This is a genomic window from Streptomyces sp. NPDC044033 (assembly GCF_056434425.1).
Window position 1 is genome coordinate 88,245 of record NZ_JBWKFF010000026.1, and the last position, 17,660, is coordinate 105,904.

General features: G+C 71.0%; 16 protein-coding genes and 1 pseudogene. 4 read left to right on the plus strand and 13 right to left on the minus strand.

The features are described 5' to 3' along the window. Positions 1 to 229: 229 nt before the first annotated feature. Positions 230 to 2,014, plus strand: a complete 1,785-nt coding sequence (locus AC07AB_RS34235) for a hypothetical protein (protein WP_478575441.1) — start codon at positions 230 to 232, stop codon at positions 2,012 to 2,014. 366 nt (positions 2,015 to 2,380) lie between these two features. Here AC07AB_RS34235 and melA read toward each other — a convergent pair whose 3' ends face one another. The 6 genes from melA to AC07AB_RS34265 all read right to left on the minus strand — a co-directional run bounded on the left by melA (position 2,381) and on the right by AC07AB_RS34265 (position 8,053). After that, positions 2,381 to 3,694 (minus strand): alpha-galactosidase, encoded by a 1,314-nt coding sequence (melA, locus tag AC07AB_RS34240; protein ID WP_478575444.1) that lies wholly within the window; start codon positions 3,692 to 3,694, stop codon positions 2,381 to 2,383. Beyond that, a complete protein-coding gene (locus AC07AB_RS34245) occupies positions 3,691 to 3,876 on the minus strand; it encodes a hypothetical protein (RefSeq protein WP_478575446.1) in 186 nt (61 codons plus the stop codon). Before AC07AB_RS34245 ends, melA begins: the two co-directional genes overlap by 4 nt. 31 nt (positions 3,877 to 3,907) lie before the next feature. Continuing rightward, positions 3,908 to 4,795, minus strand: coding sequence for a carbohydrate ABC transporter permease (locus AC07AB_RS34250; RefSeq protein ID WP_478575449.1), 888 nt, complete (start codon positions 4,793 to 4,795; stop codon positions 3,908 to 3,910). Next, positions 4,792 to 5,742 carry a carbohydrate ABC transporter permease gene (locus tag AC07AB_RS34255; RefSeq protein WP_478575452.1) on the minus strand — a complete coding sequence of 317 codons (951 nt, stop codon included), beginning with the start codon at positions 5,740 to 5,742 and terminating at the stop codon, positions 4,792 to 4,794. The genes AC07AB_RS34250 and AC07AB_RS34255 overlap by 4 nt, the downstream gene beginning before the upstream one ends. 9 nt (positions 5,743 to 5,751) lie before the next feature. Then, positions 5,752 to 7,083, minus strand: coding sequence for an ABC transporter substrate-binding protein (locus AC07AB_RS34260; RefSeq protein ID WP_478575454.1), 1,332 nt, complete (start codon positions 7,081 to 7,083; stop codon positions 5,752 to 5,754). A 151-nt stretch (positions 7,084 to 7,234) separates the two neighbouring features. Next, entirely contained in the window at positions 7,235 to 8,053 is an 819-nt protein-coding gene (locus AC07AB_RS34265) for an endo alpha-1,4 polygalactosaminidase (RefSeq protein ID WP_478575457.1), read from the minus strand. 273 nt (positions 8,054 to 8,326) lie between these two features. On the opposite strand from AC07AB_RS34265, the gene AC07AB_RS34270 reads away from it, so the two are divergent. Next, positions 8,327 to 9,088, plus strand: a complete 762-nt coding sequence (locus AC07AB_RS34270) for a DeoR/GlpR family DNA-binding transcription regulator (protein ID WP_478575460.1) — start codon at positions 8,327 to 8,329, stop codon at positions 9,086 to 9,088. Positions 9,089 to 9,091: 3 nt separating this feature from the next. Here the strand turns inward: AC07AB_RS34270 and AC07AB_RS34275 are convergent, their stop codons facing one another. Next, positions 9,092 to 9,280 (minus strand): hypothetical protein, encoded by a 189-nt coding sequence (locus AC07AB_RS34275; RefSeq protein WP_478575463.1) that lies wholly within the window; start codon positions 9,278 to 9,280, stop codon positions 9,092 to 9,094. A 193-nt stretch (positions 9,281 to 9,473) separates the two neighbouring features. Between AC07AB_RS34275 and AC07AB_RS34280 the strand changes: the two genes are divergently transcribed. Both AC07AB_RS34280 and AC07AB_RS34285 read left to right on the plus strand, forming a co-directional pair. Then, a complete protein-coding gene (locus AC07AB_RS34280; RefSeq protein WP_478575466.1) occupies positions 9,474 to 10,700 on the plus strand; it encodes a saccharopine dehydrogenase family protein in 1,227 nt (408 codons plus the stop codon). After that, a pseudogene (locus AC07AB_RS34285) lies at positions 10,701 to 10,838 on the plus strand (ArsR/SmtB family transcription factor); the annotation flags it as partial. Between the two features lie 134 nt (positions 10,839 to 10,972). Here the strand turns inward: AC07AB_RS34285 and AC07AB_RS34290 are convergent. The 6 genes from AC07AB_RS34290 to AC07AB_RS34315 all read right to left on the minus strand — a co-directional run bounded on the left by AC07AB_RS34290 (position 10,973) and on the right by AC07AB_RS34315 (position 17,248). Continuing rightward, on the minus strand, positions 10,973 to 11,647 hold the full coding sequence (locus AC07AB_RS34290) for an HAD family hydrolase (protein WP_478575469.1): 675 nt from the start codon (positions 11,645 to 11,647) through the stop codon (positions 10,973 to 10,975). A 213-nt stretch (positions 11,648 to 11,860) separates the two neighbouring features. After that, positions 11,861 to 13,078: an MFS transporter gene (locus AC07AB_RS34295; RefSeq protein ID WP_478575471.1), complete on the minus strand. Its 1,218-nt coding sequence runs from the start codon at positions 13,076 to 13,078 to the stop codon at positions 11,861 to 11,863. A 45-nt stretch (positions 13,079 to 13,123) separates the two neighbouring features. Continuing rightward, positions 13,124 to 13,903, minus strand: coding sequence for a PIG-L deacetylase family protein (locus tag AC07AB_RS34300; protein WP_478575474.1), 780 nt, complete (start codon positions 13,901 to 13,903; stop codon positions 13,124 to 13,126). 153 nt (positions 13,904 to 14,056) lie between these two features. Then, the gene (locus tag AC07AB_RS34305) at positions 14,057 to 15,475 is read right to left on the minus strand and encodes a glycosyltransferase (RefSeq protein ID WP_478575477.1); all 1,419 of its coding nucleotides are present in this window, start codon (positions 15,473 to 15,475) and stop codon (positions 14,057 to 14,059) included. A 99-nt stretch (positions 15,476 to 15,574) separates the two neighbouring features. Further along, on the minus strand, positions 15,575 to 16,438 hold the full coding sequence (locus AC07AB_RS34310; RefSeq protein ID WP_478575480.1) for a phytanoyl-CoA dioxygenase family protein: 864 nt from the start codon (positions 16,436 to 16,438) through the stop codon (positions 15,575 to 15,577). A 495-nt stretch (positions 16,439 to 16,933) separates the two neighbouring features. After that, on the minus strand, positions 16,934 to 17,248 hold the full coding sequence (locus AC07AB_RS34315; protein WP_478575482.1) for a hypothetical protein: 315 nt from the start codon (positions 17,246 to 17,248) through the stop codon (positions 16,934 to 16,936). Positions 17,249 to 17,660: the final 412 nt, after the last annotated feature.

Below are 17,660 nucleotides of genomic sequence, written 5' to 3' on the forward strand. Positions count from 1 at the left end.
AGCAGAGTCCGCACCGCGGCGCCGCCACCCGGCACACCACCGAAGGCAAGCAAGCCCAAGACAGAGAAGGCAGAGAAGACAGAGAAGGCAGCGGGCGCCGCCCGAAGCGGTCACCGCCCGCGAGCACTACCGGCACCCGCCCCGTGCGGCTCGCCTTGCCGAACCCCTGCACCGACCGCTTGACGATCCATAGGGGCTCCCTGTCGTTCACCGACTACCGGAGGAATCAATGAGCAGCAAACCCGACGTGTGGGACGCCGAGGACTGCGGGCTGGTCAACGGCCCCGTACGTGATCTTCTGGCTGGGCTGCACACCGTTGACGACGGCCCTGCCGCGCCGGATGGCACGACAACGTACAAAGTCGGCGAACCCGACTACGTGCCGTACCGCTCCACGGCGATTCCCTGCCCCCCGGACGGCTACGCGATGGCCGAGCAGACCATGCGGGCCATGAACTCCCCCGAGATCGGCGAGAGCGTCCGGTCGAGTCCGCTGGCCGAGACCGCCCACCGCACCACCGCGGCGCTCGCGGCCACGCTCTGGAGCGGCACCCCGTCGGCCGTGGCCCGCGGCCTCACCGAACTGGCCGAGGTGGCTCCGCACAAGGGAGGCGAGATCCCGGAGATGTGGAGCGAGTACCGCAGGCGCAACCCTGGTGCGACCGATCCGATCATGGCCATGCGGGATCTGTGGGGCAGCCTCTACCGCTGGGAATTCCTGCGCGGCTCCGACGCCCGCGTGCACGACCTGGCCGGGGCGCTCCTCTCCCCCGCCCTGGCAGTCGACTACGGCGGCGCCTCCGACGACCCGGGGGCCGGGGAGCGGAGCGACTACCTGCGGGCCGCCGGCGAGGGTATGGCCTACCTGTCCGGCCCCGCCGCCACCCAGGCGGTCAGGGACCTGGCCGTCATCGGCGGGATGATGACCCTGAAGGACACTCTCACGGAGACCGCGGCCAACACCGGCCCCCGCATCGCCGACCTCGCCCCGGTGACACCCGAGGAGTACGTACGGGCCCGCTCGTGGGACGGTGCTGTGTCCACCCACTACCGCCTGATGTTCGGCACCGCGCACTACCAGCACCTCAGTGACGGGCTCGGCGCGTTCACCTCCGCCACGGCGTGCGACGCCATCCGGCGCCCGCTCGACAGCCTGATGCGTTACAACGACATCACCGACGCGGTGGCCGACCATGTGCACCACGAGGGGTTCAACGAGTTGCTGCTCGCCCTGGTGACGTCCGGCTGCGACGGAGTCGCCGGCTATGGCACAGCGCTCGCCGAGTTCATCGACGCCCTGCTGGACTGCGACTGCGGACAGGCCGGTCACGCCGAAGCCGCCGAAGTGTCGATGGGCACCTGCCTCTGGTACCTCCTGGCCCCCCGCTACAACGTACGTAGCCAGCTCGCCGCGTACTCGGCCGCCGGCGGCGATGTGGGAAGGGCGTTCGCCTTGCCGGGACCCGGCCGGCGAGCGCCCCGCGCATGCACGCTGCAACCCGGCAGCACGATGCACAGCCGGGAGTGGAAGCCGCTGTGGGAGCTCGGCGAGCGCCGCTCGGCGCAGGAGCGGGCCCACCGCATCGCCCGACGCGGCCTGATCGGCGGCATCGACGCGTCCGCCTGCGCGTCCGTCGCCGCGTCGGTGCTCGACGGCTGCGACCGCGCCGAGGACATGGACAGTCTGCGCGGGCTCGGTGCGGGCTGGCAGCGGGTGTTCGACGCCGCGCTCAGGGCGAGCGGGGCAGCCGGAGGCGAGCACGCGACGCGGTACCGGAGCCTCATCGACGACATCTGGCAGCATCTGGTCCTGGGACGCGGCGCCTCGACCAGGGCTGACGCCCGCCTGTTCATGGACGTCGACGAGACGACGCGGGACAGCTACCTGCTCCCCGAGGAAGACGGCCTCCACGTGCGCCGCGCCTTCTTCGGGGTGGCGACCGGGTTGGTGGAGCTCTGCGGCCTCAATCCGTACGACCGTCTCGCCGACGGTCTGACCGCCATATGCCGGTAACCGGCCGGCAGCGGGCGGCCATAACGGTGCACGACCCGGCGGCCGGCCCCGTCCCGGCGTTCCGCTCGGGGTGAGGCCGGACATGGGGAAGAAGCGGGAAAGCGCCTTCTGAGCTGGAACGACGAACCTGGTCAAGGGGTTCGATCAGACCAGGCGGGAGGCGCTTTCCGCGTGCGGCCCGGCCGCGCGCCGGATGCCTGGGCCCGGCGATGAGCGTCATGGGGCGGGGGGCGGCGGGGGACCGCCCCAAGCAGGTCGAATACGCCCCCCCAGAACGACTTTCGGGGGGGGGTCTCTTGTGTCGTAGGGGAATGAGGGTGGGTTCCTGTTCTTGGCGGGAGTGGTGCGGCGGGGCGTCGGGCCGGGTCAGTCGTCGGCCAACGTGACCCGCAGTGACGGCTGGAGGAGGTCGGCGTGGGCGCGGACCATGTCGTCGCAGAGCCGCCAGATCTGGTCCACGGTCAGGGTCGCGGCGGTGGCCGGGTCGGTCATGGCCGCGTGTCGGATGTTCCGCGGCTCGTCGTCGACGGCGGCACGTACGACGAGGTCGTTCATGCTCAGGTACGTGCGGTTGAGGGCGGCGAGCTGCGGCGGCAGGGCACCGGCGCGGGTCGGCTGGATGCCCGTCGCGTCGACCAGGCAGGGCACCTCGACCACGCCGTGGGCCGGGAGGTTGTCGATCAGGCCGCGGTTGGGGACGTTCCCGTAGATGGTGCGCGGGGTGCCGGTGACCATGCTGTGGATGACCTGGGGGGCGTACTCCATGGTGCCCTCGACGGTGAGCGGGGCCCCGGCGGCGAGGGCGTCGCGGGTGTGGTGGTACTCGGCGACGTTCTCGTCGACGATGCCGAGGTAGGCGCCGATCGGGAGGCGCAGCCGGTCGACCTCGCTGTCGTGGTGCAGGTACCAGGGCACGTACTCCGAGGAGTGCTCGCTGGTCTCGGTCGGGTAGTAGCCGAGCCGCCGGTACATGTCGACACGCACCCGGCGCCGCAACTGCGCGTCCTTGGCGATGAGTTCGTCGAGGCGGGGGTAGAGGTCGGTGCCCTTGTGCTCGAAGCGCAGCACCCAGGCCTGGTGGTTGACGCCCGCGGCCCGGTAGGTGATCTCCTCATAGGGGACGCCCACGAGCTTGGCCAGGTCCTGCATGGTCCAGTACACCGAGTGGCACAGGCCGACCACCTTGGTCAGGCCGGTGGCCTCGGTGAGGTACTGGATGTTCATGGCCATGGGGTTGGTGTAGTTGAGCAGCCATGCGTCGGGGCAGAGTTCGGTGATGTCCTCGCCGAGTCGCTTGAGGAAGGGGAAGGTGCGCAGGGCGCGGAAGATGCCGCCGACGCCGAGGGTGTCGCCGATGGTCTGGCGCACCCCGTGGCGGGCGGGGACATCGAAGTCGGTACGGGTGGACTCGCCCATGCCGATCTGCACGATGTTGATGACGAAGTCGGCGCCGGCCAGGGATTCGCGGCGGTCGGCGTGGGCGGTTATCCGGGCGTCGGCGCCCAGTTCGCGCGCGATGTAGTGGGCCGCGGCTTCGGCGGTGGCCAGCCGTTCGGCGTCGATGTCGTGCAGGGCGATGTGCGCGTTCCGCAGCTCGGGGAAGGCGAAGAGGTCGGCGAGCAGCCCCTGGGTGAAGACGACGCTTCCCGCGCCGATGAAGGCGATCTTGGGTTGGGTCATGACGTGTGCGCTCCGATGGGAGAGAGGTGGGCGAGGAGGGCGGCGGCGGAGCCGCCGATGACGAGGGAGCCGAAGTCGGTGAGCTGTTCGCGCCGGCCGAAGGCGAGCGGTTCGGTGAGCGGGCCGAGGATGACATCGGGGTGGGCGTCCCCGATGACGAGCAGGTCGCACGCGGTGGGCATCGCGGTCCTTGGAACGGGTGGGAGCGGGCGGTCAGCCCTTGAGGCCGCTGGAGGCGACCGAGCGGATGAATGCCTTCTGCGCGAAGAGGAACGCGATGAGCACCGGAAGGACCGTCAGGACGTTGCCCGCCATGACCGCGGACCAGTGGGTGTGGTGCTGTCCCTGGAAGGTGGTCAGGCCCAGTTGCAGCGTGTACTGCGTGTCGTGGTTGATGGCGATCAGCGGCCAGGTCAGGTCGTTCCACGTGGTCAGGAAGGTCAGCACCGCGACGGTGGAGAGCGCGGGCCGCGCGAGGGGCAGGACGATGGAGCAGATGACCCGCATCCGGGAGCAGCCGTCGATCCAGGCGGCCTCCTCCAGTTCGCGGGGCAGCGACAGGAAGAACTGCCGCAGCAGGAACACCGCGAACGGCGTGACGAGGGCGGGCACGATCAGCGCGCCGAGTGTGTCGATGAGCCCGAGCTTCTTCATGACCAGGAAGGTGGGGATCATCGTGAGCTGGAACGGGATCGCCATCGTCGCCAGCATCAGGACGAGCAGCAGCCGCGACCCGGCGAAGCGCATCCGGGCGAACGCGTAGCCGCCGAGCACGCCGAACACCAGGTTGGAGGTGACGGCGACCGCGGAGACGATCACCGAGTTCAGCAGCCAGCGCAGGAACTTGCCGTTGCCGAGGACGTAGCTGTAGCCGCCGAAGTCGATCTTCGAGGGCCAGAGCGCCGGCGGGAAGCGGTTGATCTCGGCGTCGCTCATCACCGAGCTGAGCACCAGCCATATCAGCGGTACCGCGAACAGCAGGGCCAGCGGTGCGAGCAGCAGATGCCAGCCGCTGAACGGGAGCCGGAAGCGGCGCCTCCCGGCCGGCACCGCCGCCTGCCGGGAGGTGACCCGTGACGGCTCGGTGGTGGTCGCGGTCATGAGGCGGCTGCTTTCGTACGAGGGGTGCGCTCGCGGCGGACCACGCGCAGCACGATGGCCGCGACCATCAGCACCAGGGCCAGGACGTAGGCGGCGGCAGCTCCGTACCCGGCGGTGAACTCCTTGAAAGCCTGCTCCCAGATGAAGTAGACGATCACGGTGGTCGAGCCGAGGGGCCCGCCCTTGGTGGTCACGTAGACGAGGTCGAAGACCTGGAGGGACTGGATGGTCTGCCACAGAAGCAGGAACACGCTCACCGGCGTGAGCGCGGGCAGCGTCACATGCCGCAGGACCTGGAACCGGCCCGCGCCGTCGAGGCGCGCGGCCTCCACCAGGGACTGCTGGACGTCCTGCAGCGCCGCCAGGTAGATGACGGTGCACAGGCCCGTCCCGCTCCACAGGGTGATGACGACCAGGACGAGCAGCGCCTGCGAGGGGTCGGTGAGGAAGCCCTGCGGCGAGATGCCCAGGTGGTGCAGGAAGGAGTTGGCCGCGCCGAACTGCGGGTCGAGGATGAAGGAGAACAGCACGCCCTGTGCGGTGGCGGAGATGACGAACGGTATGAAGAACAGCGTCCGGTAGAGCCCGACGAAGCGGATGCGCCGGTTGAGTACGAGGGCCAGGGCGAGCCCGAGGGCGATGCTCAAGGGCACGTACAGCACCGTGTAGAAGACGGTGTTCCGCACAGCCTGGTGGAAGTTCGGGTCCTGGCGCAAGGCGTCGTAGTTGTCGAGGCCCACCCAGCGGCTGGGCGTGACGAGGTCATTGGCCTGAAAGGACAGCAGCAGCGACCAGATGACCGGCAGCACGCTCAGGCCGAGGATGACGAGCACGGCGGGCGAGACGAACGCCCACGCCGTGGCCGCCTCCTTGCGGCGCCGACGGCGCAGGGCTCGCGGCTCCGGCCGTTTCTGCGGCAGTGTCAGCGGGGTGGGGAGTCGGGGCATATCAGGTCCTCAACGCGGTATCAGCAGGGCGGCGTTGGACTCCTCGGCGCAGGAGCGCACCGCCTCGGCGGGGCTTTTGCGGCCGAGCAGCACGGCGACGATGGCCTGGCCCAGGGCGCGCGAGACGCGGGGGTAGGCCGGGTGCACGGGGCGTACGCGCGCCGAGGTGACCGCCTCGGTGAACACGGACAGGCCGGGCGTACGGGTGGAGTGCTCGCGCCAGGCCGGGCGGTCCTCGCTGCGGCGGCTCAGCGGCAGGCTGCCCGCCTCCACGTCCCAGCGGCTGTCCTGGGCGGGCTGGGTCAGCCAGGTGACGAAGGTGATCGCGGCTTTCTTGCGGGCCTCGCCGTTGTCGAACAGCGTCCAGGTGTCGGGCCCTGAGATGGTGAGGGGGCGGCGGCTGAAGCTGGGCAGCGGGACGACGTGGTAGTCGACCTTCGCCTGCCTGATGTCCGGCAGCTGCCAGGGGGCCGTCGGCACCATGCCCATCCGACCGGAGAGGAAGACCCGGTACATCTGCTCGCCGCCGGGCTTGGGGTCGATATAGACGCTCTTGTCGTCCACCAGGTCCTTGACGACCTCCAGGGCGCGGGCGCCCACCTTCTCGAAACCGATGCTCCGCCCGTCCTCGGCGATGACGTCGCCGCCCAGGTCCCACACCATCGGCCACAGCCGCCACACGGTGTCCTCGTCGCCGGTGCCGGGCCAGCCGGTGCCGAACCGCCCCTTGGCCGAGTCGGTGAGGCGGCGCGCGGTGTCGGTGAACTCCTTCCAGGTCCAGCCCGCCTTGGGCAGGTCGACCCCGGCATCGGCGAACACCTTCTTGTTGCAGACCACGGCCAGGGCGTCGAGGAGGGCGGGCACCGCGCGGACCTTGCCGTTGACGGTGACGGCCTCCCGGGCCGCCGCGTGGTAGTTGCGCCACGGCGTCGGTCCCTGCCGCACCTGCTCCGTCAGGTCGACCACCTGCGGGCTGCGGGCCACGCTGGCGAGGTCGGAGCCGAAGATGTAGGCGATGTCGGGGTAGGAGCCGGAGGCGAGCGCGGCGGTCACCTTCTGCAGCATGGCGTCGGACAGCACGCCGCCGCCCATGTCCACGCGGATGTCCGGATGGGTGCGCTCGAACTCGGCGGCCAGGCTGTTGATGACCTTGGCGCCGGTGTCGGTCTGGCCGTGCCACATCTGGATCGTGACGCGGCCGTCGGCGCCGACCCCGCTGGCGGTGTCCGCCGCGCAGCCGGACAGGGCGCCACCACCGGCCACCGCGAGCGCTCCGACACCGCCGGCGCGCAGCACACCGCGCCGCGACAGTGGGCCGGGCGCTCGGGGTACTGCTGTCATCACTGCCTCCAGGGGTGGGGCGCCTCGCCTCGGGCCGGCACGCCGCAGGGCGGGGTGGCGGCGGGGAACATATAAGGGCAAGCGGAAGTCTTTTAAGAGGGTTGTGCGTGGCGAGCGCCGGGTTCCGGCCATCCGGAACCCGGCGTCGGGATCAGCAGGTCTTGCGTACGTACGCGTCGTCGCCCAGGGGCGTGACGTCTTCGTCGCGGCGGACGATGCTCAGCTGGTCACCCCAGCCCGAACAGGCCTTGCTCAGGCCCTTGTCCGTGTACTCGATGACATAGACGCGGGAGCCGTACGCGGCGGTGTACTTCCCGCACTCGTTGTACCTCCCGCACTCCTCGGCGACGGCGAAGTCCAGCCCGGTCGCCTCGTGGTCGGCGGCCAGGTCCGGCGTGTTCTTCTGCCCGATGGCCAGGCCCTTGTCGTGGGCGTGCGTGGACAGGAGCGAGATGAGGGCCTTGGCCTGGCTCGCCTGCAGGAGCTTGGGGTAGCGGGTGTAGGTGTCGTAGTTGTCGGGCTCGACGGCCTGGAAGCCCTTGGCGGCGCAGGAGTCGATCCACCCGTTGACCTTGGCGGCGATGCTCTTGCGCTTGGCGGGGGTGCGGATGTCGAGGATGGCCTCGCCCCATTTGCCGTCGTAGACGACGTCACCGGCGGCGTTGTGCAGCAGCAGGTCCGACCCCCATTCGTCCTCCGTCTTCGGCTGGGCCTGGAAGGCGTTGACGTAGCAGATGTTGTACAGGCCGGGGGCGGGGTCGGCCTTGTGGTCGCGGCTGACGATCTTCACGCCGGTGGGCGGTGTGTAGGCGCCGCCTATCTGGTAGTCGAACCCGGCCCGTGGCGTCGGCAGCGTGATGCCGGACTGGGCGGCCGACGCGGAGGCCGGGGCGAGCACACAGGCTGCCGCGGTGGCGGTGAGGACCGCGGCCGACGTCGTACACCTGCGGACCATGCGATTGAAACTCATCTTTGAGCTCCAGCTGTGGAGGGGGCACGTCCCCGCCTCGGAACCCGGAAAGGGCCCTGGCGACTGAGTCCGGACTCATGGCGGAGGGCCAACTACCGGCTGGGCGTACCTCTGCGCCGAGCGCTCGGCATCGGCGTTGCCATGGAGTAAATCGAGCGTATTCAGCCATGTCAATAGATCGGTTTTGACTGAACTACCAGCATTCCGTGCATCAGTACGCGCACTCCGTGCACGATAATGAGCGGAGATGCTCGTCAGAGCTATGCTCACTGCGTGCTCAGAAGCGACCGCCATGCGCGGATACTCGACCATGTCGCCGCGCAGGGCAGCGCTGACGTGACGCAGCTTTCGCGGCTGCTCGGCGTCTCACAGGCCACGGTGCGGCGCGACCTGCGGCACCTGAGCGAGCAACGGCTGCTCGACCGTACGCACGGCGGCGCCCTCTCCAGCGGGTTGAGCATCGAACTGCCGCTCCAGCACCGCGCGGACCAGCGCTCCCCGCAGAAGCAGGCCATCGCGAGAGCGGCCGCCGCCCTCGTGCCCGACGGGGCGGTGGTCGGCCTGACCGGCGGCACCACCACCACGGAGGTGGCCCGTATCCTCGCCGACCGGGGACCGGTCACGATCGTCACCAACGCCGTCAACATCGCGGCGAACCTGGTGCTCCGCCCCACCGTCACCCTGATCGTGATCGGCGGCACCGCCCGCAGCCAGAGCTACGAACTCGTCGGCCCCATCGCCGAGAAGACCCTCGCCGACCACCACACCGACATCGCCTTCCTCGGCGTCGACGGCATCAGCGCCGCCCATGGCTGCACCACGCACGACCAGTTGGAGGCCGCCACCGACCGCGCCTTCGCCTTCCACGGCAGCCGTACCGTCGTGGTCGCCGACCACTCCAAGATCGGCAGAACCACCTTCGCCAAGATCTGCCCGACGGCCGACGTACACACCCTCATCACCGACTCCGAAGCGCCCACGGGGGAACTGTCGGCCATGGGCGACCTCGGGGTGCGGGTCACCGTGGTCGGCTGAGGCTCAGCCGGGACGCCGCGGCGGCCGGGCGGCGTAGATGCCGACGTGCCGCAGGCCGAGGGCCGCGGCGTGCCGGTCCACCAGGTCGGGTATATCCGTGGGGGCGGCGCGCTGGGCATGTTGCAGCAGCGCTTCGAACGTCCCGTAGCTCTCGGAACCCGGGTAGGCGTCCGCAAAGGCTTCCCCGGCCATGGCGATCACCTCCTGTCGCAGTCTCGCACCGCGCCGACACCCCCGCCGAGTGGAAGATCCCTCGTCGGCGCCCCTCCCCCGGACAGCCCGCGGACCGATGCCGATGCCCAGCACCTCACGGATCCTCCCAATCGCTCGATTTCACAACGATCGCATACGATACGATCGTCACGAAATAGAGAGAGGTGGGCTGATGAGGATCCTGGCGCTCGGCGGACCCGGTGCGATGGGGGCTGTGGCGGTGCGGGTGGCGGCCGGGCTGCCCGAGGTGACCGAGATCGTGGTGGCCGACAAACGGCTCGAAGCGGCCCAGGGGCTGGTACGCCGCCTCGCCGAAGTCGGCGGTGTGCCCATGCGGGCGCTACAGGTGGACGTGACCGACGGCACCGCCCTGCGTGCCGCCCTGACCGATGCGGATGTCGTGCTCAACACCGTCGGCCCGTACTACCGCTTCGGCCTGACCGTGCTGCGTGCCGCGATCTCGTCCGGTACCCACTACCTGGACATCTGCGACGACTGGGAACCGACGCTGCGGATGCTCGATCTGGACGGGGAAGCACGGTCCGCCGGGGTCCGCGCGGTGGTGGGCATGGGCGCCAGCCCGGGGGTCAGCAACCTGCTGGCCGCACGTGCCGTTCAGCACCTGGACCACGTCCAGGACCTCTACACCGCCTGGCCCGTCGACGTCTCCGGTACCGACGGGCAGGACGACGAGCAGCTGCTCGACCCCGACGGCCGGCCCAGTGCCGCCACCGTGCACTGGATGGAGCAGATCTCCGGGAAGGCGGCGGTGGTCAGCGAGGGGCGGCTCGTCCATCGACGGCCGCTCCTTCCGGTCACGCTCACCGTCTCCGCCGAACACTCCGGAACGGCCTACACCGTCGGACACCCCGAACCGGTCACCCTGCACCGGAGCTTCCAGCCGGCCGGTGAGGCCGCCAACCTCATGGTCGTCACCCCGGGCACGCTGGCCTACCTGGACGTCCTGCGCCGCGCCATCGACGCCGGCAGGCTCACCAATGAGGCCGCCGCCGCCGACCTGGCCAACCCCTCCGTATCACGTTCGCTGCGGGCCGCGGCGGGCGCCATGACCCTGAAGGGCCCCCGGTCGCTGCCGCCGTTCTTCGCCGCGGCCATGGGCACCAGCGACGGCCGGCCGGTCACCGTCCTGGCCCGGCTCGCCGAGACGCCCGGCATGACGACGCTGATCGACGACATGGCGGAGGCGACCGGCATCCCCCTGGCCCTGGGACTCGCCCAGTTGCTCGACGGCACCGGCGGGCCACCCGGAGTTCACCCACCCGAGACCGCCATCGAGCCCGGACGGTTCTTCCTCGACCTGGCCCGCCATGTGCCCCACCTCCCCGACGGCCACAGTCCGTACGACTGCGTGATCACCGACGTGACCCCGACCCGCTGAAACACCACCTCGCAGTACCTCGCGATGCCGCGGCAGGCAGGGCTGGTGGTCGCCACCCGGCGGGGCAAGTGGACCTACTACCGCCGCGACGAGGCGAACATCGCCCGCCTCCTGGAGGCCCTGCGCGACGTGTTCTAGATCCAGACGCCGTTCAGTTCAGCCCTGCCACAGGCGAAGACGCCCCGTCGTTGACGCATCCACGCGGGCAGCCCAGCGTCGCCGCCGCGCGCCGGAGGGGGCGGATCATCCCCTGAAGACGCGCCCCGTGTCCGTCAGCCCACGGGGTTCGGCTCGCCTGGGCCGGAGGCCGTCGGCGACAGGATCGGCCACGTCACCTGGGTCAGATCGGCCACGATCACATCCGCCCCGGCCAGCGCCGCGGCGGGTTGCGTGGTGGTCAGCCCGACGCAGAAGGCTCCGGCGCTCTTGGCCGCGCTCACCCCGGCGGGGGCGTCCTCGAAGACCACCGCCTGACCTGGTTCCGCCCGGAGCGCCGCGCAGCCCGCGAGGTAGCCCTGCGGGTCGGGCTTTCCGCGGGTCACGTCGTCCGAGGTGATGAGCACGTCGAACGCGCGCAGAACGCCCAGTGCGTCGAGTTCGGCGCGGGCGTAGTCGCGGGGGCCCGAGGTCACCAGGCCCAGCGGGACATGCTGTCGTCTCAGCCGAGCCAGCAGATCCAGGGCTCCGGCGATGGGCTCGGCGGCGGGCAGGCCGGGCTCTTCCGAGTACGAGACCACCTCCGCGTGCAGTTCCTCCAGCGTGTACCCGTGAAAGGAGTGGAGGTGGTCGGCGAGCGCCTCCTTTCCCGGGCGTCCGGCGAACGCGCGCAGGGTGGCGGCGTCGTGGGGCACCTTGTGCCGCCGGAAGAGGCGGGACCAGGCCGCGCTGTTGCGCGGCTCCGTGTTGATCAAGGTGCCGTCCAGGTCGAACAGAGCGACTGTGCGCATGAGCAATATCCTGTCCCGTACAACTCGGTTGAATCATGGGCGAGTTGGCGAGGTCCTGCCGAGTCCGGTGCTCAGCCGCGGTACGCCCGGCCCGACGCCCGTCCGGTCGGCCGTACGGCTCCGCCCTCCGAGGCGGCCGCAGGGGGCTGCTCGGGACATCGGCCGCGAGGCGCGTGGGGGATCGACGGCCGGTGGAATCAGTGGACGGCGGAATCAGCGGCCGGTGGAATCAGCGGCCGGATCATCGCCCGTCCGGCCCGGGGCGAGCAACGGGGCGAGGCAGGCCGCCGCCACGGCCAGCGCGGGGACCACCAGCAGGGCGGTGCGCAGGGAGCCGAGCGACGCCAACGAGCCGATCAGCGGCGGCCCCGCGAGGAAAGCGAGGTAACCGGTCGAGGTGACGGTGGCCACGGCCGTGCCATGTGCGCCGGAGGGGTAGCGCCCGGCCCCGCTGACCACCAGCGGAAAGGAGGCGGCGATACCCAGCCCCACGGCCCCGTAGGCGGCCACCGCCACCAAGGGGTGCGGGGCCATGAGAGCGGCTGCCGCCGCGCATCCGCTCAGCACGGCCCCGTAACGCACCGTCCTGACCGGCCCCAGGCTCGCGGCCGCCCGGTCACCGCCGAGCCGCCCCACCATCATGGCCAGCGCGAAGACGGCGTAGCCCGTCCCGGCCACCCCCGGCCCGGCGTGCAGCGAGCCCGCCAGGTAGACGCTTCCCCAGTCGGTCATCGCCCCCTCGATCATCAGCACGGACAGGCCCAACGCGCTGAGCAGCAGGAGGCGGAGCGGCAACCGCCCCCGGAGCGGCCGACGGTGGGTCGGAGGGCGGGGCGGGCTGCGGCGGGGCTGCCGGTCGGCCGCCGGGCGCAGTGCGCCGCCGACGACGCAGGCGGCTGCGGCAGTCGCGGCGGCGGTGCCCGCGAACTGGACCAGCGGGGTGAGGCCCAACGCGGCGGAGGCCGTGCCGAGCAGCGCGCCCGCCAGTGCGCCCGCGCTGTACAGACCGTGGAAGGAGGACATCCGGGACCGGCCGGAGCCGCGCTCGATCTCCACCGCGTGGGTGTTCATCGCCACGTCGAGCGAGCCCACCGCCGCTCCGAGCACCGTCAGACTCGCGACGAGCCCGGCCAGGCTCCGGGCGAGTGCGGGCAGCACGATGGAAGCGGCGTACCAGACGACGGTGATACGGACGACCGCGTGGCTGCCGAACCGGTTGACCAGGACGCCCGCCACCGCCATGGCCGGCAGCGAGCCCAGCGCCACACCCAGGAGCGCCAGGCCCAGTTCGGCCTCGGTCAGCCCGAGGTCCGCCTTGATCCGCGGGATGCGCGGAGCCCAGCTCGCCAGCACCAGACCGTTGATGAAGAAGACGGCGTAGAGGGCCGTCGCGCCCTTGTGCTGCGAGATGCCCTTGTACGTGCCGCGCATGGACGTCGGTCTCCTCCCGCCGGTCGCCGCCCCACGGCGTCCGGCTCAACTCGCCCCCTCCCCCTGCTCGGGTTCGGTGCTGCGCCTCGGCGTGGATACGAGGCGGTACGGGATCGTGATGCCGGGCGGCGTCAGGTCCGCCGCGGAGGTGGCCGGATGAGCGGGCGCGCAGGTGAACGCCTCCGCGTAGCTCACGTCCGCCTGCCGCCCGCGCCGCGCCGCCTGCCGCCGGGCCAGGTCCACGAAATCGCTGCCCTTGCGGGCGCGTCTGGCGGTGTTCTGGCTGAGGTGTTCCGCGAGCATGGCCGCCTTGCGCTCCATGGTCGTGGTGATGTCGACCCACAGGTCCGGCGCGCCGTGCGTGGCCGACAAGGTGTCCAGGTAGAACAGGGACGGCACGGTGGCGGTAGCGGGGTGCCCGGTGGCCAGGGCGGGTTCGCGGGCCAACAGCCGTGCGGCCGCTGCCAGTCGGCTCGCTGCCTGGTGGTCGGGGTGGTAGTCGTCGGGGTGGTGGGCGAAGACGAGGTCCGGCCGGGCGCGGCGCAGGACGTCCACGGTCCGGGTCCGGGTGGTGCGGGTGTCGTAGAGGAATCCGTCCGGCAGCCCCAGCCAGATGAGGTCCGCACCCAGGACCTCCGCGGCCCGCCGGGCCTCCGCCTCGCGCAGGGCCGCCGTCTCGGCCGGGGTCGGGGCGCCGGAGCCGAGTGTGCCGTCGGTGAAGATCGCGACTGTGATCCGCGCGCCCTGCTCCGCGTAGTGGGCGAGGGTGCCGGCGCACAGCAGCTCGATGTCGTCCGGGTGGGCCCCCAAAGCAAGGACGCGCACTGGCTTCCCCCTTCTCCGTGTACGGCACCACTTGGGTGCCCCGTACGTTCGTCCATGGTGCCGAGTCGACCGGACCGGCGGCGCGCGGCACGGGGCCGGTGGGCCCGGACGCGCCGCCCTGCTGTGCGCACCGCACCGCACCGGCCTCGGCCGTCAGCCGGTGAGGGTCCGGGCCAGGACGCGCGCGAGGTCGCGTACGCCGATGTCGATGAGGAAGTGACGCCGCACGCTCTCCCGCCCGTTGTGGCCGAGTTCCGCCGCGTAGGCCGGCTCCGCGAGCAGGCGGTTGACCGCCGACCCCAGGCCCGCCAGGTCGTGGGGGTCGGTCAGCAGGAGCCCGCTCCGGCCGTGCTCGATCTGCTGCCGCAGACCGCCGACCGGAGAAGCGATCACGGCGCGGCCCTTCCACGCCGCCTCCGCGACCGTCAGCCCGAACCCCTCCGCGAGGCTCTTCTGGACCACGAGGGCCGAACAGCGCTGGATGGCGTTGACGGTCAGCGCGTGCTCGCGCGAGTCCGCGACCGGGAGCCGCAGTACGTGCACCCGTGCCCGTAACCGTCCCAGCTCCGAACGGGCCCGGCGGCACTGCGCGAAGACCTCCTCGGCCTGCGGATCGCCCTCGGTGCCGGGGCCGACGAGCAGCAGGCGGGCCCCGAAGGCGGGGTCCACATGGTCGGCGAAGGCACGGATCACGCCGGGCACGTCCTTGACCGCGTCCCAGCGGCCGACCTGCGTGATCAGCGGGGCGCGCGGCGGGAGGGGGCCGACCGCGTCCAGCACGCGGTCGGCCGGGGCGTTCAGCGGGATGTTCTTCGCGGCCAGGGGGTTGATCGACGGGGCGATGATGTGCGGTCTCGGCTGCGGCAGGCCACGGGGCAGCGCTCCGGGGTACGAGGCGATGCAGCCGTGCGCGTGCGCGAGGTAGCGGTACAGGAACACCCAGGCGGGCGCGGCCTGTTGAGGGTGCAGGGGCGCGCCGATGTGGGCGCGCCACAGTACGGTGAAGCCGGCTTCGCGCAGATGGGGTACGAGTCCGGCCGCCTGGTGGTCGTGCACAACGGCGACACCGCCACGGTCGGCGGCGGCGGTGAACCGCTCGGCCGACTCCCGGCAGACCCGCTCGTACAGCCGTCGGCCGCGGTCGGGCTCCGGCCAGGAGCTGCCGGTACGCACACCGCACAGCTGGTAGTAGAGCGACTTGGTGAACTGCCGGAACGCGGGGGGAGCCGCCAGGGTCACCCAGCGCACGGCGATCCCCGCGCCCCGAAAGTACGGCAGTTCCTCGCGAAGCATCTCCGCTACGCCGCCGCGGGCCGAGGTGTCGCTGATGTGCCAGACCTGGCGCCCGTCGAGCCGGGATCGCAGACCGCGCAGTTCCCGCTCGGCGATGGCGACCCGCTCGGCGCCGATGACCGGCGTTAGCCGGGACAACGGAAGTCTGCGCAGCGCCACTTCGGGCAGATCCCGCAGCCCGCGGCGGTCGTGATGAAAGCGTTGCGCGGGAAGCGGCACACGCGGCTGCGCGGTGGCCGGTGGCCAGATCACGCCGTAGTGCGATCGCGTCTCGGACACTGCCTCCTCGCTTTCGGTGTGGGCGGTGGTGGCACGGAGCTCGCTCGCACGCGTTCGGACCTGCCCTCCCCCAGGGATACGGCGCCGCCCCGGCCCCCGCTACAGCGCCCCCTCGGCGAGGAGTTCGACCGGCTCACGGAGATCGACATGCCCCAGCGCCCCGCCCTGGCGCTCCACGCCGTCGTGGACGGCGTAACCGAGCAGTTCCTGAACGCGTCGCGGGAGCGTTCGGGCGATGCCGGGCGGAGTGGTCAGGAAGTGGTTCTCCTCGGTGCGCAGCCAGCCGAGGGCGTAACTGACCTGCATGCCTCTGCGCCATTGATCCGCCGTGGAGTTGGCGCCGCCGGCGTGCAGCGTGGAGCCGAGGTAGATGACGGCGGACCCGGCGCTCATCTCCACGGGCACCAGTTCGCCTTCCTCCGCGGTACGCGCCCGGTCGGGCCAGCGATGGCTGCCGGGGACGACGAGAGTGGCGCCGTTATCGGCGGTGAAGTCGCGCAGCGCGAGGACCGAGGCGACCTGCAACTCGGGGTGGCCGTCCGGCAGATAGACGTCCCAGCCCTCGTCGTCGCGGTGCGGCCACTGGCGCTCCGCGCCGGGGCCCCGGTCGATGACATGCGCCAGGTTCAGCTGGTAGCGGGCGCAGCCGGGCAGCAGGAAGGCGTCGCACACGGCGAGCAGCACGGGGTGTGTGAGGATCTCGGTGGCGAACACCCGGGAGGCGGCGGCCACCCCGGTGAGGTGGCGGGTCCGCTCGCCGAAGAACTCCGACAGCGTCGGATTGAGGAACGCCTTGCCGTGATCCGGCGCGGCCCGTTCCAGGAGCGGGTCGAGTTCGGCGTTGAGACGGTTGAGCAGATCCGGCGCGAGTACGTCCTCCGCCACGACGACACCGTGCCGCTCGATCCCGTCGATGAGATCCCGCGCCGAGGCGGACGGACGGAATCTCGCCAGGCCGGTCATGGACGTACCTGCCTTTCCGCCGACGCGGCATACGGTGCGTGAAGCAGTGGCCCTGCGGTTGTGGGAGCAGGATTCCCGAGTGCCCGCGGGCGAAAACGGAGAGTTCAGGCCATGGCGGGCAGCGCTGAAGCGCTGCGCGCTCCACGGCGCCAACGTACTGGTGGAGGCGGCGTCGGAGCACCGAGCGACACGGGCGCGGTTGCGGGGTGCACGGACCGCGCGCCTATCGCCCCTCTCGCTTGCGTTCGAGAGGGGCGATAAGCGCGAAGGAGTGCGCGGTCGCCTGCGCGCGGAATGGACAGGTCGGCGCGCACAAGGCTCCGCGCCGACCGTCTCCCGCGTTGCCGCCCCGTCCCACACGGGTGCTGCTCGTGCGGCGCGGCCGGAGGCTGCACGGCGGCGGTGCCGTGCAGCGCCAAGTGGCCAGCCTATCGCATGGTGCTACTACATCGCATGGTGCCGCTACAGGGAACCGCGAAGGTTTCCGCGCTGTCTTTACCGCACGAGCACGATGGAGTTGATCGGCGTGAAGTCACCGCGGTAGCTGCTGCCGCGATACACGGCAGTCCAGCAGTTGGTCCCGTTGTATCCCCTGCAGACCTGGAAGCCGGCTCCTCCCGTCTGGTTGTTGATGACGTCTCGGACGCCGGTCACGTTGGACAGGTTGTGGGCGCCGTAGCTGTAGAAGATGTTCTTGTTCAGGATGCTGCCGTTCGTCTCGCGGATGCAGACCGCGCCGGACGGACAGGGCGTTGCCGCGGTGGCGCTTGGAGCCACGGTGAGTCCGAGGGCCCCCAGGGCGAGAGTCATACCCGAGACCATTGCAGAGAATTTGCGCATTTTTCCCCCTACGTCGCGATGTGTCAGTACGGACGTCTTGGATCTGAAAGTAGCCTGACCGGTGGGGGCTTACCAGGGTTCCGGTACAGGTCGCGCCCTCTGGTTCTGACGGGACTCAAGAGGCGGACGCGCCTTCGTGGATACCACGAATATACGGATTACCGTTCTTCTCCGCCCTCGCCAGCCGCCTCGGCCTCGGGACGGGCGGGCTCGCATGCCGAGGTGTCGCGTACACCTCGGAGCGGCCTGCCCTGGTGTCACCGTGTGCGATCGCCGGTGGGGGGAGGAGCGGCTGGAGGCACCCATGGGGAGGTGGAGCGAGGGGGGTTCAAACGGGTAGCAGCACAACACTAATCATACCAAGAAACAGCCAGCCGAAGCT

Bases quoted from the DNA above. Each gene is read 5' to 3' on its own strand.
- AC07AB_RS34245 (WP_478575446.1), bottom strand. From the start codon at position 3,876: ATGCCCACCGCGTGCGACCTGCTCGTCATCGGGGACGCCCACCCCGAT.
- AC07AB_RS34255 (WP_478575452.1), bottom strand. From the start codon at position 5,742: ATGCCCCGACTCCCCACCCCGCTGACACTGCCGCAGAAACGGCCGGAG.
- AC07AB_RS34315 (WP_478575482.1), bottom strand. From the start codon at position 17,248: ATGACTCTCGCCCTGGGGGCCCTCGGACTCACCGTGGCTCCAAGCGCC.
- AC07AB_RS34310 (WP_478575480.1), bottom strand. From the start codon at position 16,438: ATGACCGGCCTGGCGAGATTCCGTCCGTCCGCCTCGGCGCGGGATCTC.
- AC07AB_RS34235 (WP_478575441.1), top strand. From the start codon at position 230: ATGAGCAGCAAACCCGACGTGTGGGACGCCGAGGACTGCGGGCTGGTC.
- AC07AB_RS34260 (WP_478575454.1), bottom strand. From the start codon at position 7,083: ATGACAGCAGTACCCCGAGCGCCCGGCCCACTGTCGCGGCGCGGTGTG.
- melA (WP_478575444.1), bottom strand. From the start codon at position 3,694: ATGACCCAACCCAAGATCGCCTTCATCGGCGCGGGAAGCGTCGTCTTC.
- AC07AB_RS34265 (WP_478575457.1), bottom strand. From the start codon at position 8,053: ATGAGTTTCAATCGCATGGTCCGCAGGTGTACGACGTCGGCCGCGGTC.
- AC07AB_RS34290 (WP_478575469.1), bottom strand. From the start codon at position 11,647: ATGCGCACAGTCGCTCTGTTCGACCTGGACGGCACCTTGATCAACACG.
- AC07AB_RS34295 (WP_478575471.1), bottom strand. From the start codon at position 13,078: ATGCGCGGCACGTACAAGGGCATCTCGCAGCACAAGGGCGCGACGGCC.
- AC07AB_RS34250 (WP_478575449.1), bottom strand. From the start codon at position 4,795: ATGACCGCGACCACCACCGAGCCGTCACGGGTCACCTCCCGGCAGGCG.
- AC07AB_RS34275 (WP_478575463.1), bottom strand. From the start codon at position 9,280: ATGGCCGGGGAAGCCTTTGCGGACGCCTACCCGGGTTCCGAGAGCTAC.
- AC07AB_RS34280 (WP_478575466.1), top strand. From the start codon at position 9,474: ATGAGGATCCTGGCGCTCGGCGGACCCGGTGCGATGGGGGCTGTGGCG.